At 63.2% G+C, this 14997-nt stretch carries 11 protein-coding genes and 1 tRNA gene; 11 read left to right on the top strand and 1 reads right to left on the bottom strand.

All coding sequences use genetic code 11. The annotated features are described in order from the left end of the window. Positions 1–78: 78 nt before the first annotated feature. The 11 genes from grxD to VG543_RS00520 all read left to right on the top strand — a co-directional run bounded on the left by grxD (position 79) and on the right by VG543_RS00520 (position 14354). A complete protein-coding gene (gene grxD, locus VG543_RS00570) occupies positions 79–399 on the top strand; it encodes a Grx4 family monothiol glutaredoxin (RefSeq protein ID WP_005408852.1) in 321 nt (106 codons plus the stop codon). Continuing rightward, a complete protein-coding gene (locus tag VG543_RS00565) occupies positions 396–1172 on the top strand; it encodes an SDR family NAD(P)-dependent oxidoreductase (RefSeq protein ID WP_111102033.1) in 777 nt (258 codons plus the stop codon). Before grxD ends, VG543_RS00565 begins: the two co-directional genes overlap by 4 nt. 232 nt (positions 1173–1404) lie before the next feature. Continuing rightward, complete coding sequence (locus tag VG543_RS00560) at positions 1405–4626, top strand: TonB-dependent receptor (protein ID WP_423177456.1); 3222 nt, start codon at positions 1405–1407, stop codon at positions 4624–4626. Positions 4627–4878: 252 nt separating this feature from the next. Continuing rightward, positions 4879–6267, top strand: a complete 1389-nt coding sequence (gene ppnN / locus VG543_RS00555) for a nucleotide 5'-monophosphate nucleosidase PpnN (protein WP_005408855.1) — start codon at positions 4879–4881, stop codon at positions 6265–6267. A 161-nt stretch (positions 6268–6428) separates the two neighbouring features. After that, positions 6429–6944, top strand: a complete 516-nt coding sequence (locus VG543_RS00550) for a GspH/FimT family pseudopilin (protein WP_251102268.1) — start codon at positions 6429–6431, stop codon at positions 6942–6944. After that, entirely contained in the window at positions 6941–7411 is a 471-nt protein-coding gene (pilV, locus tag VG543_RS00545; protein WP_227843948.1) for a type IV pilus modification protein PilV, read from the top strand. Before VG543_RS00550 ends, pilV begins: the two co-directional genes overlap by 4 nt. Beyond that, positions 7411–8592 carry a PilW family protein gene (locus tag VG543_RS00540; protein ID WP_423177454.1) on the top strand — a complete coding sequence of 394 codons (1182 nt, stop codon included), beginning with the start codon at positions 7411–7413 and terminating at the stop codon, positions 8590–8592. Before pilV ends, VG543_RS00540 begins: the two co-directional genes overlap by 1 nt. Then, on the top strand, positions 8582–9091 hold the full coding sequence (locus tag VG543_RS00535) for a pilus assembly PilX family protein (protein WP_307741273.1): 510 nt from the start codon (positions 8582–8584) through the stop codon (positions 9089–9091). Before VG543_RS00540 ends, VG543_RS00535 begins: the two co-directional genes overlap by 11 nt. Beyond that, positions 9088–13767 carry a pilus assembly protein gene (locus VG543_RS00530; protein WP_423177453.1) on the top strand — a complete coding sequence of 1560 codons (4680 nt, stop codon included), beginning with the start codon at positions 9088–9090 and terminating at the stop codon, positions 13765–13767. Before VG543_RS00535 ends, VG543_RS00530 begins: the two co-directional genes overlap by 4 nt. A 23-nt stretch (positions 13768–13790) precedes the next feature. Continuing rightward, a complete protein-coding gene (locus tag VG543_RS00525; protein ID WP_049446493.1) occupies positions 13791–14204 on the top strand; it encodes a type IV pilin protein in 414 nt (137 codons plus the stop codon). A 73-nt stretch (positions 14205–14277) separates the two neighbouring features. Beyond that, positions 14278–14354: transfer RNA gene (locus VG543_RS00520), tRNA-Asn, on the top strand. A gap of 61 nt (positions 14355–14415) precedes the next feature. Here VG543_RS00520 and VG543_RS00515 read toward each other — a convergent pair. Next, positions 14416–14976 carry a GspH/FimT family pseudopilin gene (locus tag VG543_RS00515; protein WP_329847283.1) on the bottom strand — a complete coding sequence of 187 codons (561 nt, stop codon included), beginning with the start codon at positions 14974–14976 and terminating at the stop codon, positions 14416–14418. Positions 14977–14997 lie beyond the last annotated feature (21 nt).

Here is a 14997-nt window from a genome sequence, read left to right as displayed (position 1 = left end):
CGCTTACAATGGCGGCTACCGTGGGCAGTCTAGCCGACCACCGCGGTCGGTTTGTCCGGCGAAGCAAGGAGTGTGGTTGTGGCGGTAATGCAGCAAATCCAGGCCGAGGTCGATCGTTACCCGCTCGTGCTGTTCATGAAGGGCACCCCGCAATACCCGATGTGCGGCTTCTCCAGCCGCGCGGTACAGGCGTTGATGGCGGCCGGCGCGGTCACCCTGCGCACCGTCAACGTGCTGGAAGAACCCGAGATCCGCGCCAACCTGCCGCGCTTTTCCAACCTGCCGACCTTCCCGCAGCTGTTCATCAACGGTGAGTTGATTGGTGGCTGTGACATTGTCCTGGAGTTGTTCGAAGCCGGCGAGCTCAAGCGCATCGTCGAAGAGGCGACCCAGGGATGAGTGCCTGGCCATCGACGTCACCGGCCGACGGGGCGCTCGATGGCCGCCCGTTGCAGGATCGCGTAGTGCTGGTCGCCGGTGCCGGTGGCGGATTGGGTAGTGCGGCGGCAGTGGCTGCTGCGGCCGCCGGTGCCACCGTGGTCCTGCTGGGCCGCAAGCCGCGCCGCCTGGACCGTGTCTACGCCCAGGTGCAGGCGGTCGGCCCGGAGCCGCTGCTGTATCCACTGGACCTGGAAGGCGCGGGCCCCGACGACTATGCCGAGCTGGCCCAGGCCCTGCAGCGCGAGCTGGGGCGATTGGACGGCCTGCTGGTCTGTGCCGCTCACTTCCCTGGCCTGACCCCGTTTGAACTGGCCGACCCGGCCAGTTTCGCCCGCGCGGTGCACGTCACCCTGACCGCGCCGGCCTGGCTGGCCCAGGCCTGCCTGCCGCTGCTGCGGCAGCGTGAAGATGCGGCGCTGGTGTTTGCGGTCGATGCTCCCGAACGGGTGGGGCAGGCTTACTGGGGCGGTTATGGCGTGGCCCAGCATGGCCTTCGTGGCCTGATCGCCAGCCTGCACGACGAACTCGGCCGCAGCCCGGTACGGGTCAGTGGCCTGTACCCCGGTCCGCTGCGCACAGCCCTGCGGGCCCGGGCCTATTCCGTTGATCAGGACCCGGCCGCCCAAGGCCCGGAGGCCGCCGCCGCCGCGGCGGTGACCCTGTTGTCGGGCGCTGGCGCCGTCTGGCGGGGCAAGATTCTCGATGCCAGCGAGGCGCCCCCTGCGGAGTGAGTGCCGGGGAAAGACGGAGTGAAGAGCCCGTCACGATTGCGTTGCGAACCGGTGCCGTTTGTCGCACAACCGTCACATTGATGGCGTAGCGTGTTAATCTAGTGTTAACCGTTAGGGCTGCCTTCAGCCGAACGGTAGGGAACCCCAGATAACTCTCCGATCAGCCACCCGCAGGGCTGCTTGGATGCGCTTTTTTTCCGCCATCGCCAACTCGCATCGAGGCTACCGAAAAATGACCCACCCACTCCGGATGTCCAAGCTTACCCTTGGTCTCGTGGCTGCACTTGCTGCCGCTCCCGCCTTCGCCCAGAGCAGCACCTCCGCCGGTGTCGGCGGCCAGGTGATGTCCGCCGCAGGCCAGCCTGTTGCCGGCGCTGAAGTCACCATCACGCACACCGAGTCGGGCACTGTTTCGCGTGCCACCACCGATGCGTCGGGTCGCTACAACGCGCGCGGCCTGCGCGTGGGTGGTCCGTACACCATCACCATCACCAAGCCCGGTGAAGGCACCAAGACCGAAGAAGGTGTCTACCTGAACCTGAACCAGGTCAACACCGTCAATGCCAACCTGGGCGGTGATCTGGCTGCGACCAACCTGGACGCGGTGAACGTTGTCGCCACTGCCGGCGGCCTGGACCTGTTCAGCGCCAACAAGATGGGCACCGGCACCAACGTGACCCGCGAAACGATGGATGCATTGCCGTCGGCCAGCCGCAACATCCAGGACTACGTCCGCCTGGATCCGCGCATCTCGCAGGTCAGCAAGGCTGACGGCGCGATCTCGGCCGGTGGCCAGAACACCCGTTACAACGCCATCCGCATCGACGGCATCAGCGCCTCCGATCCGTTCGGCCTGGGCTCCAACAACCTGCCGACCGAGCGTCAGCCGGTGTCGATGGACGCCATCCAGGAAATCAACATCGACCTGGCCAACTACGACACCACCATCGCCGGTGGTACCGGTGCGGTGATCAACGCCGTGACCAAGTCGGGCACCAATGAATTCCACGGCACCGTGTACGGCTCGTACCGCGACAAGGACATGGTCCGTTCGCGCCTGGAAGGTGACAAGCAGGACTTCAACGGCTTCGAGGACGAGAAGACCTACGGCATGACCTTCGGCGGCCCGATCGTCAAGGACAAGCTGTTCTTCTTCACCAACTACGAAAAGTACGAGCGCTCGGCCGCCGGCGTCGCGCTGAGCGACACGCCGATCGGCCGTGGCACCATCACCCAGCAGCAGATCACCGACGTCCAGAACTTCCTGGGCAAGCTGGGCTACGATCCGGGCAGCCTGACGGCGCCGAACAGCAAGACCGAGATCGAGGAGTATGCGGTCAAGCTGGACTGGAACATCAACGAGAACCACCGTGCGGCCCTGCGCTACAACAAGATGGAGCAGAACGTCGTTCGCTTCCCGCAGGTCAGCAGCAGCGCCATCTCGCTGAGCAACTTCTGGTACCAGCAGCCCACCGAGTACGAAACCTGGATGGGCGAACTGTTCAGTGACTGGTCCGAGAACTTCTCGACCGAGTTCAAGGTCTCGCACAAGGATTACTCGGCCAACCGCGTCCCGCTGGTCGACATGCCGCAGATCCGCATCAAGTCGGGCAACGATTCGCTGTACGTCGGTACCGAACAGAACACCCACGTCAACATCGTCGAGTCGAAGGAACTGAGCGCCTTTGGTGCCGGTACCTGGTACATCGGTGACCACACCGTCAAGTTCGGCTTCGATTACTCGAAGAATGACCTGATGAACTTCTACGGCCGCAACCTCAACGGCGTGTACGAATTCAACAGCGTCAACGATTTCCTGGCGGGCAATGCTTCGCGCTACCAGCTGCGTGCTCCTCGCGCCGATGGCAGCCGCAGCGACATCCCGGCCGACTTCACCCTGAAGAACACCGGCGTGTTCGTGCAGGACACCTGGGCGATCAACTACAACCTGAACCTGATGTTCGGCGTGCGCATCGACATGCCTGACTTCAGCACCCAGCGCCTGTACAACCCGCGCATCGAGCAGCTGTACGGCTTCAACAACACCAAGCTGGTCGACAAGAACCTGGTGCAGCCGCGCGTCGGCTTCAACTACACCTTCGACAGCGATCGCCCGACCCAGCTGCGCGGTGGCGTGGGCCTGTTCGGCGGCGCCGCCCCGAACGTGTGGCTGGCAGGTGCCTACCAGAACACCGGCCTGAACTACATCGAGTACGACGAGCGCAGCATCCCGGCCGGTGCCTTCACTCCGGACGGCAACAACCCGTACATCCCGGCCGGTGGCCCGGCTTCGGCCCGTCAGAACGTCGACATCATCGCGCCGGGCACCCGCCTGCCGTCGGTGTGGAAGGCCAACCTGGCGTTCGACCATGAGCTGCCGTGGTACGGCATCGTCGCGTCGGCCGAAGTGCTGTTCACCAAGGTCAAGGACGGCATCTACTTCGACCGTCTGGACGTGTCGGCGCCGACCGCCTTCGGTCAGGATGGCCGCGCGATCTACTGGAACGATGCTGGACGCAACTCGGCGAACACTCGCATCGATAAGGGTGTCGACTACGGCATTTCGACCGGTACCAAAAATGCGGTTGATCGTTTCAACCGTCCGAAGGACATCGGCGACGTTCTGGTCCTGCGCAATACCGACAAGGGTCGCGGCACCCAGGCCACCTTCTCGCTGGCCAAGCCGCTGACCGAGAACTGGGGCTGGTCGCTGGGTTACACCTACACCAAGTCGACCGAGGTCAGCCCGCTGTCCAGCTCGCAGAACACCTCGAACTGGAACAACACGCTCATCTTCAACGCCAATGAGAACGTGGCCTACAATTCGCGTTACGCGATGAAGGACCGCGTCACCGGCACCCTGGAGTGGAAGCACAACTTCTTCGGTGACAACGCCACCCGCGTGGGCCTGTTCTACGAAGGTCGCTCGGGCCGTCCGTACAGCTACATCTTCTACAACGATGCCAACGGCGACGGTGCCACCACCAACGACCTGTTCTACGTGCCGAAGGGTCCGGGCGACGTGCTGTTCACCGGTGGTGCCGCGATGGAGAAGCAGTTCTTCGATTGGCTGGCGCAGAATCCGGAACTCGATGCCTACCGCGGCAGCGTGGTCCCGGCCAACCGCCACCGCGCCTCGTGGGTCAACAGCTTCGACGTCCGCGTCAGCCAGGAATTCCCGGGCTTCATGAAGGGTCACAAGGGTGAAGTCGCCCTGGACATCATGAATGTCGGCAACCTGCTGAACAAGAAGTGGGGCCTGATCGACGACTACGGCTTCTACTCGACCCGTCGCGTTGCCAACTACGCAGGTATCGATCCGGCCACCGGCAAGTACGTGTACTCCTTCACCGGTTCGACCGACAACCCGTCGGTGCAGGAAAACAACAACGACAAGGGCAACACCGCCGTGTCGCGTTGGTCGATGCAGCTGACCCTGAAGTACAAGTTCTGATCCGTCAGAATCTGAAGCAGTAGGTGAAAGCGGCCGGGGAAACCCGGCCGTTTTTCTTTCATGCGAAAGTCCTTGCAGGTCCCCTGGCATCGGCGTAGTATGCGGAAATGTGCGCGGTGCCAACGCCGCCGATGCGGTGCCGGAAAGGCGAACGCAGGAAGCACACATCCAACGGTCGGGCTTCCCGGCCGTTTTGCTTTTTAAGGGGGCGGCAGTACAGTCGGAAACCTTGAAGGAAGCGAAAAATTGGATATGACCACGAACGAAAAATCAGCCCGCGCACTGCCGGTGCAGGACGCGCGGATCTACCCGCGCGGTGGGCTGGATGTGCTGTCGCGGGCGGAAGTGGCCCGCCTGCGCGATGCGTCTGCCGGCGGCATGCATGAGCTGCTGCGCCGCTGCGCGCTGGCCGTGCTGACCAGCGGCAGCGCCTCTGACGATCCGCGCGCGGCGCGCGATCTGTACCCCGATTTCGACATCCAGGTGGCGCAGCAGGATCGCGGCGTGCGCATCGATCTGGTCAACGCACCGGCGATGGCCTTCGTCGACGGCGAGATCATCCGCGGTGTCGCCGAACTGCTGTTCGCAGTGGTGCGCGACCTGGCCTACATGGCCATCGAGATGGGCCCGGCCTACGCGGCCGAGCTGGAGTCGTCCGAGGGCATCACCAACGCGGTGTTCGGCCTGCTGCGCAATGCGCGCATCCTCAACCCGGGCGACCCGAACCTGGTCGTGTGCTGGGGCGGCCACTCGATCTCGCGCGATGAATACCTGTACACCAAGCAGGTCGGTTACGAGCTGGGCCTGCGCGGCCTGGACATCTGCACCGGCTGCGGCCCGGGCGCGATGAAGGGCCCGATGAAGGGCGCCACCATTGCCCACGCCAAGCAGCGCCGCACCGTGACGCGCTACATCGGCCTGACCGAGCCGGGCATCATCGCCGCCGAGTCGCCGAACCCGATCGTCAACCACCTGGTGATCATGCCGGACATCGAGAAGCGCCTTGAGGCCTTCGTCCGCATCGGCCACGGCATCATCGTGTTTGCCGGTGGCGTCGGCACCGCCGAGGAAATCCTGTACCTGCTCGGCATCCTGCTGCGCGAAGAAAACAAGGACCTGCCGTTCCCGCTGATCCTGACCGGCCCGACCGTGGCGGCGCCGTACTTCGAGCAGATCGACCGCTTCATCCGCCTGACCCTGGGCGATGCTGCCGCCGAGCGCTACGAGATCATCATCGGTGACCCGGTCGCGGTGGCCAAGAAGATGGCCAACGGCATCAAGCGCGTGCGCGAGCACCGCCTGGCGCAGAAGGACTCGTTCTTCTTCAACTGGTCGATTGAGATTCCGTGGGAGTACCAGCAGCCGTTCGTGCCGACCCATGAGGCGATGGCCGCGCTGGACCTGCACCACGGGCGTGCGCCGCACGCGCTGGCGGCCGACCTGCGCCGGGCGTTCTCGGGCATCGTGGCCGGCAATGTGAAGGAGGACGGCATGCGCCGCATCGAGCAGTTCGGACCGTTCCAGATCCATGGCGATCCGGACATGATGCAGGCCCTGGACGCATTGCTGCGCGCCTTCGTCGAGCAGCGCCGGATGAAGATCTCCGGCGAATACCAGCCCTGCTACCAGGTGCTGGCCTGAGCCTGCGCCGGCGTGATGGGGATCGCGCCGGCACGGGTAGGGGAGGGCGGGTCGTCAAGGCTTTGACGCCCGTCGCCCCGGATTGACCGTTCATCCTGCCGCCGCTTGCCGGTGACGGGGCGATGGCCCATCGTGGCCACCAACACGCTGGGGAGCGTCCAATGTCTTTGCGCCGGCAAAACGGCTTCACGCTGGTTGAGTTGATGGTCACGGTTGCCGTGCTGGCGGTCCTGAGCACCATCGCCTATCCCAGCTTCCAGAGTACGATCCGCTCAAATCGTGTGGCCACGACGACCAACGAACTGATCGCGTCGCTGGCGCTTGCCCGTTCCGAGGCGATAAAAAACACGCGTGGTGGGGCTCTATGCGCATCCACAGCGGGCAAAGAGTGTGATGGCAGCAGCTGGGCCGACGGCTGGATGGTCTGGGAAGATCGCAACGGCAACGGGGCGCTTGATTCCGGTGAGAACGTGCTGCGCTACAGCGAAGGTCGCCCGACCATGAAGTCCGCAACCGAAGCGTTGACCATCGGCTTCGATGGCCGTGGCCGCAATCGCGCCAACGCGGAAGTCGATGTGACACTGCGCCCTGAAAAGTGTGGCGACCAGCCCCTGCAGCGAACGCTGCGCATATCGCCTACGGGACAGGTGCGGCTGTTGAAGGAGAGTTGCTCATGAAAAGGATCGGCTTCCAGCCGCACCGTGCGGCGCAGGGAGGTTTCACCCTGATCGAGGTCATGATCGCGATCCTGGTGATGGGTATCGGCCTGCTGGGCTTCGCGCTGCTGCAGACGATGAATGTACGGTTCGTGCAGAGCGCGAACTATCGCACCCAGGCCACCAACCTGGGGTACGAACTGCTTGATCAGATCCGGGCCAACCGGATCAACGCGCTCAGCTATGCCGGTACCTATGCTGCTACCACCGGCAAGGGGGACTGCGCGCCGTCCATTGGCAAGGATATCGGCAAGGATGACTTCACCCGCGACTGGCGCTGTCGCCTCGGCCGCGCACTGGGTGACTCGGCGTCCGGAACGGTGACTGTCAATGACGGCCGGGTAAGGGTATCGGTCAGCTGGGGCGATGAGCGTTGGAATCCCGATTCGAAGGCTGACACCACCTTTGCCGCCGAGAGCCTGCTGTGATGACCAGAATGCGCTCCCGCCAAACGATGAGTGGCCTGTCGTTGATCGAGCTGATGATCGCCCTGACCATCGGCCTGATCATCATGCTGGGCGTGGTCCAAGTGTTCGCCGCTTCACGCACGGCCTACCAGCTGTCTGAAGGGCTTGCGCGGGTCCAGGAGAACAGTCGTTTCGCGATGGATTCCCTGCAACGCGAACTGCGCATGGCGGGGCACTTCGGTTGCGTGAACGATCAGGCGCATGATCCGCAGGGCACCTTGGCAACCACCTTTGCTGCGGGAGGACACCCCGCGCTGGACTTCGCGCGGTCGATCCAGGGCTACGAGGCAACGAATACCAAGCCGGGCGACGCAGTGACGTTGGCGGCAACGCCGTCAACGGGGGGCACCAAGTACTCCCCGGCGTTGCCGAGTGAGTTCGCCGCGGCCATCAAGAACCGGGTCGATGGCAGCGATATCGTCGCTCTGCGCTATCTGGTGCCGACCGGTGTGCCGGTCACCGCGGTAGCCGGAACGGTTGCCCAGCCGGTTTTCAGTTTTGATCCAAAACGTCTTGCCGTGCTTGATAGCGGAGTTACCGACGCGGGGCTGTTCGGTGTGGCCGACTGCATTTCCGCCACGGTCTTCCAGGCTCGTGCGATCGACGCAAAGGCCGGTACCGTGACAGTGGGCACTGCACCCAACAACGACGTGGCCATCGCCCGCAACTACCAGCCCGGCCAAGCGGTGCTGTATCGCGCCGAGACGTCCATCCTGTACGTGGGCTACGACGCTACGACCAAGCAATCGTCGCTGTATCGCCTTCGATTCACCGCCAAGCCCGGTGCTGCCTTGGTCGCGGGACCAGCAGAGGCGCTGGTCGAAGGCGTGGAGAACATGCAGCTTCTGTACGGCCAGGATCACGGTCTGAGCACGGTGTCGCCGACCGGCTACATTGATCGCCAGGGTACCGCGACCGATGTTCAGGCCTCCATCGTGCCGACCTCGCGTGGCTGGCAGCGCGTGGGCACGGTGCAACTGGGGCTGGTGGTGTCCAGTCCAGACCCGGCCGCATCCGTCCAGGCCAGTTCAAGTACGCCGCTGACCGCGCTCGGCGTGACATACACCGCGCCTTCTGACGGCCGCATGCGCGCCGCCTACCAGAGCACGATCGCTCTGCGCAATCGCCTGTATGGCAACTGAGGCCACCATGCGTACCCATCCCGCCCGCCGCCATTCTCTGCATTCACCGCGTTCCCAGCGCGGCGCGGTGCTGTACGTCGTGCTGATCATGCTGGTGCTGATGGCCCTGCTGGGCATCGCCGGCATGCAGGTCACAAGCATGCAGGAACGGATGGCTGCCAACTATCTGCGCAGCAACGTTGCCTTCCAGAATGCTGAGGCCGACGCCCGGCAGACCGAGAAATCCATCGAGAAGGCGCTGGCTGACGGGGGCATCTTCAAGGCCAGCCAGGAGGAATGCAGTCCCTCCTACGATCCGCAGACCTGGGCCGATGGTCTCAGTGAGACCAAGTCCACCTATACGCGTCGCATCGACAAGTGCTTTGCAGCGTCCAGCCGGCGCACCGGCGGCCGACAGAACGAAGAAACCGGGAACATCTACCAGGTCACGGCGCTTGCCAGTGACGATCCCTCCAATGCGTCCGCCAGTGCGGTCATCGATACGATCTTCATCCCATGAACAGCGAGCGCCGTTTCCTTCCACTTCGTTCCTCCAGCTGGCTGCGGGCCGGTGTGGGTGTTGCTGCGCTTGCCGGCCTTGCCGCGTTGATCATTCCGCTGCAGGCCGCGCTTGGTGACTACGACATCGCGCAGGAGCCGCTGTACAGCAAGCAGAGCCAGCCGCCATTGATGATGATGGTGATGTCGCGTGACGAGCAGCTGTTCAACAAGGCCTACAGCGATTACAGCGACCTGGACGGGGACGGGGTGCTGGACACCACCTACCAGGACAAGTTCGATTACTCAGGCTACTTCGATTACAACCTCTGTTACTCGTACAACAGCGGTGTCTTCAAGGCCAGTGCAGAGGCGAAGGGCGCCAACAAGCACAGCTGCAGCGGCGCGTGGTCGGGCAACTTCCTCAACTGGGTGACGATGAGTCGCCTGGACGTGATGCGCTACGTGCTGTACGGCGGCCAGCGCTTCACCGATACGAAGGAAAAGACGGTGTTGGAGCGGGCGCCGATCCCCAGCGATCTGCATGCGTGGGTCAAGGTCTACAGTGGATCGGATCTTCGCGAGTTCGCCAACCTTGCTGGAAGCGGGACAACCTTCAGCTTCTGCAGTGCGACCCGTTCTGCAACCGGGGCGCCGCTGATGCGCGTGGCCGAAGGTGCACTGGGCGAGTGGGCCTCGACGGCCAGCAACCAGTGCGATACCGGACGAGCCAGCAACGCCGATGGCTACGCGGACATTCCCCGCTCGGCCACGGACTACACCGTGCGCGTGGAAGTGTGTGATGCCAGCTCAACGGTGCGTGAGAGTTTCTGCCGCAAATACAACGATGGCATCACCGACCGTTTCAAGCCGGCTGGGCTGCTGCAGACCTACGGTGAGAGCGGGCGACTGCGCTTTGGGCTCGTGACGGGAACCTACGCCAATCCGCGGGATGGCGGTGTCCTGCGGCGGAACATCGGCAAGATCGCGGGCAACGGTACGAAGTTCTGCGGCGTGGGTGATGAAATCGACCTGTCTACGGGGCAGTTCTGCTACCTGAATCTGACGGGAAGCGCCAAAGCCGACGATGAGGGCGTGATCAATGCGATTTCAAGCTTCCGTCTGGACAACTGGAACTGGTCCAACAACTGGAATGACTGCAACACCTACGGCATCCTCAATCGACAGGACCAGAAGGGAAATGGCAATCTGACCGATCCGGGAACCGGAGGCCAGAAGTGCAGTGCCTGGGGCAATCCGTTGGCGGAAATGTATGCGGAGGCGCTGCGCTACATCACTGCGGGTTCCAAGGTCTATAGTGACAGCGGAGATCTCAGCGGCCTGCCAACCAATATCAGCTGGAAGGATCCCTACCGCCTGCCCGCAGAAGGTGGCAACTCTTATTGTGCGACCTGCAACATCCTGGTGCTGTCTTCGGGCCTGCCGTCCTTCGACAGTGACAACGTCGGTTCCGTGACCGGCCTTGCGTCTGCGGTGTCCGCGACCGATGCAGTCGGCATGGCCGAAGGAATCGCTGGCAAGAGCTACATGATCGGTCGCGTGGGTGATACGCCGCGCTACACCTCACTTGATACCCATAGCGATATCTGCCAAGGGCAGACAATCAGTGGCCTCAGCAAGGCGCGTGGCATCTGCCCCGACATTCCTTCGATGGAAGGCAGCTTCCTGATGGCGGGACTGGCCAAGGCCGCAGCTGAGACCGATCTGCGTCCCAACGTGCAGAACAAACCAAGTACGTACAAGGTCACTGCCACCACCTATGCCGTTGCCATGGCGGAGAACCTTCCGCAGTTCGAGATCGCGGTGGGCAACAGCAAGATCGGATTGGCCCCACTCTGCCAGGCCAACAACACCTCAGGCGCAACGGCAGCGAGCACGGGCTGGCGCAGCTGTTTCCTGGGTTCGGTCGGCATTGGCACCAAGCAGGCCAACGACACTGGCGGGAAGCTGATCTATGGCCGTCCCTACCGGACAGATGCGAAGTCCGGCAGCTTCTCGCTGGTGTGGGAAGACTCGCTGTGGGGCAATGACCATGACAACGACGTCGTTGCCATGCTGAGCTACTGCGTGGGCGCCGCGTGCAACGATACCGGCACCTTCAACAACATCTGCTGGCGTGCTGATGCGAAAGTGAGCAACAGCGCCGCGGGCAATACGCGACTGTGCGACTACACAACTGCAAACAAAGGGGTGGATTGGATTGGCACCACTTTGGCCGGCAAGGTCGAGGAGGATGAAGTGCTCATCCGGATCGAGAACCTGTCGGCCTACGCTGGCAACGCAATGCTGACGGGCTACACGATCACAGGCTCAAATGCCTCCAGCACCGTGCAGCGTCTGGCGCTGCGTCCGGGCAACAGCAATGGCTCCGTGCTGACCAGCACAAACAACTTCCCGAGCAACTGGCAGAGGCCGGTAGTCATCAAGTACAAGGCCTCTACCACTGCGGCGGGCCAGCTGCAGAGCCCGCTGTGGTATGCCGCCAAGTACGGTGTCCCGGCCGGTAAGAAGTGGGACAGCAAGAAGCCAGGGGTGCCGGATAACTACTTCCTGGCACGCAATCCGACCAAACTGAAGGAGGCGCTGGAGGCGATCTTCAACAGCGCAGCGGAAGGTGATGCGCCGGTCGGTGGTAGCGGCAGTGGCGCGCGCATTTCGACCAACTCGTTCACTGTATCGTCCCATTACAGCGTGCCCTCTGGCACTGTGGACTGGACCGGTGATGTCATTGCCACCCAGGTCGACGGCCAGGGTGCGGACGGAGCCGTGCTGTGGAAGGCGTCCAGCAACATCGGCAGTGCCACGCGCCGCATCTACATGGCGACGTCCCCGACGAAGACCGCGTCCGATGGCACGGTGACCCCGGTCAATGCGAACGAGTTCCTGGCCACCAATCTGCCGGGCAACGATGAGCGGGCGAAGCTGTCGGCATTGGGATTCAGTGACTCGATTCCTGCATGGTTCGCGAATCAGACCTCGACCACCCTGGTCAACTATCTGCGCGGCGCGGCGGTGAGCGGGCTCCGTTCGCGTACTTCGCCGTTGGGTGACATCGTCAATTCCACCACCGAGATCGTCTCCAAGACGGATGACTTCGGCTATGCAGGCTGGGCGAGGCAGTCGACAGTCAAGTGGAAGGCGACGCTGGGCACGTCTTATGACGCCTTCCTGAAAGCGAAGCGCGCGACCTCGGGGCCGCCGACGATGATCTATGTTGGCGCCAATGACGGGATGGTGCATGGTTTCAACGGTTCGAATGGAGCATCCGGCGGTACCGAAGAACTGGCCTTCATTCCGTCAGCTGCCATGCAGCACATTGCCGAGCTGGCCAATCCCAAGTATGGGCATCGCTACTACGTGGATGGCCCACTGACGTCGTCCGACGTCTACTACGGGGATGCCTGGAACACGGTGCTGGTGGGCACCACGGGTGGTGGTGGCTCCAGCAAGGCGCCCAATGCGACGAGCGTAGGCAATGGCTCCGTGTTCGCGCTGAATGTCAGCGATCCGACCGCGTTCGGTGCATCGAGTGTGTTGTGGGAAGTCTCGGGCAAGACAGAGTCGGATCTCGGGTTCGTGCTGGGCAAGCCGGCTGTGGTGGCGGTGAAGGGCGCCGATGCCAATGCTGCGCCGCGCTTCGTCGCGATCTTCGGCAATGGCGTCAACTCCACCAGCGGCAAGGCAGCGCTGTTCGTGGTTGATATCCAGACCGGCAAGGTACTCAAGCGGCTTTCGCCGGTAGGTGCCAAGTACGCGGCACGCAATGGCCTGATCAACATCGCCACGGTGGCGTTGAAGAACAATGACGGCATCACCGACACTGTGTATGGCGGTGACATGCAGGGCAATATCTGGAAGTTCGATCTTTCCAGCACCGATCCGACCGATTGGAACATTGCCCTGTCTGGAACGCCGCTGTTCACCGCTACGCGCAACAACAGCCCGCAGCCGATCATGAGCGGCATCGAGATCAGCACGGGTCCGGGCGGCGGCATCAGTCTGTTCTTCGGTACCGGCCAGTATTTCGCCGCCGATGACAATGCGGTCAGCAGCACCTCGCCAGTGCAGTCGCTGTATGGCATCTGGGATAACCTCGCCATTGCGGTTGGCACGCGCGACAATCTGGTACAGCAGGTGATCACTACCGGCACATCGGCCAGCGGCTATCAATTGCGTGATGTCACCCGCAATGCGGTGAACTACGGTTCGGCCCGCGGCTGGTATGTGGACCTGCAGGCCGGATCGGCAGTCGAAGGCGAACGCTTCGTCGGCAACCCCCGTGTGCAGAACGGCATCGTGTTCTTCACGTCCTATGTGCCAGGTACCGCCATCTGCGGAAGCGGCGGTGGCGTGAACTGGCTGTACGGTCTGAATCTGCTGACCGGTGGGGGCCAGATGTCCGGCTTGAGCCCAACCATCGGCGGAGAAGCGCTGTGCACCGGCAACTGCGGTGGTGTCGCCCTGACCAAGAAGGGTGATCTTAGCCAAGGGCCGCCAGTGAAGGACACCAACATCTTTGTGCCCAAGCTTACGCCCTGCAAACCTGGCGACACCGGGTGCACGGTCGACAAGATGCTGCAGGCCAGCCAGTGTACGTTCGTGCTGCGTGCGGCCGGCGCCGATCCGCTTTACATGCCACGGCCCTGTGGGCGGCAATCGTGGCGGCAGATCCGTTGATGAATCCGATATCGAGGTTGCCCATGCATGTGTACAGCAGGCGTCGAACCGCCACCGGCTTCACCCTGATCGAGCTGATGATCACCGTGGCCGTGGTCGCCATTCTTGCTGCCATCGCGTTGCCTTCGTACCAGGCCTATGTGCGCAAGGCCAATCGTGCCCAGGCCAAGGCCGATCTGGTCGAGCTGGCGCAGATGCTGGAGCGGCGGCATACCGTGGAGAACACCTATGCGGGCATGACGCTGCCCTTCTCGCAATCGCCACGGGACGGTACCGCCAGATACACGCTTTCCTACGTGGGAACGCCAAATGGCACCTCCTTTACCCTCCAGGCGGCACCGACCGAGATCCAGAAGAAGGATGACTGCGGCACACTGACCCTGGACCAGGCCGGACGAAAGACGCCGAATGCCAGCAAGGGGCCCGGATGCTGGTAAAGGGCAGGCCTTTGGGCGGCATCGCATAAAAGGCTTGCACTCCCCACCGAACGCTGGCTAAAATGCGCACCCCGCCCGAATAGCTCAGCCGGTTAGAGCACTTGACTGTTAATCAGGGGGTCGTTGGTTCGAGTCCAACTTCGGGCGCCAGATTCGAAAAAAGCCGCGAGAAATCGCGGCTTTTTTCGTTTCTGCGTTGGCATTGCGGGCATCAGCAGGGGATGGGCCTTTGCGGGCGCTGGCTCCTGACCCGTCCGGGGACGCTGATGATGACGCGGCTGTGCTCCTGTCCGTCCACGCACAGCACGATGGACTGGTTGGTGCCTGCATTGCGGCCGTCGGGCCGGAACCGCACGTCGGGCCGATTATCGCTGGCGCGCAGGTCGACATGACGCTGGCGTGCCCTGTGCACGCGCAGTTCCCTTCCGGCGCCGGTTGCGCTGTTGGCCGGTTCGACCTGTACCCGCCAGCCCTGGCGCCATGCCTGGTCGCAGGTCATGCCATCCGACGAGCCACAGACCGTCACGCGGCGGCGTTCGGTGATGGCGGCACTGCGTGCCATCGACAGGCTGGTCACCAGTTCGGCGCGCAGCGTTTCCGCCTGGAAGTGCCGCAACATGCGTTGCCAAGGGCCCCACGCCAACGCCAGCAGGACCGCCAACACCATGACGGCGATCAGGAACTCGATCAGATGGAGCCCGCGGTGGAGCCGGGCAGGGCGATGGCGAAGGGACATGCCTGCAGCCTCGCCGTACGCCGGGGCATTCGCCATCAGGCACTGCCGCGCCCGCCT

Source organism: Stenotrophomonas sp. CASM101, assembly GCF_049384845.1.
Taxonomy (GTDB): domain Bacteria; phylum Pseudomonadota; class Gammaproteobacteria; order Xanthomonadales; family Xanthomonadaceae; genus Stenotrophomonas; species Stenotrophomonas hibiscicola.
This window is presented reverse-complemented; position numbering and strand designations above follow the sequence as displayed.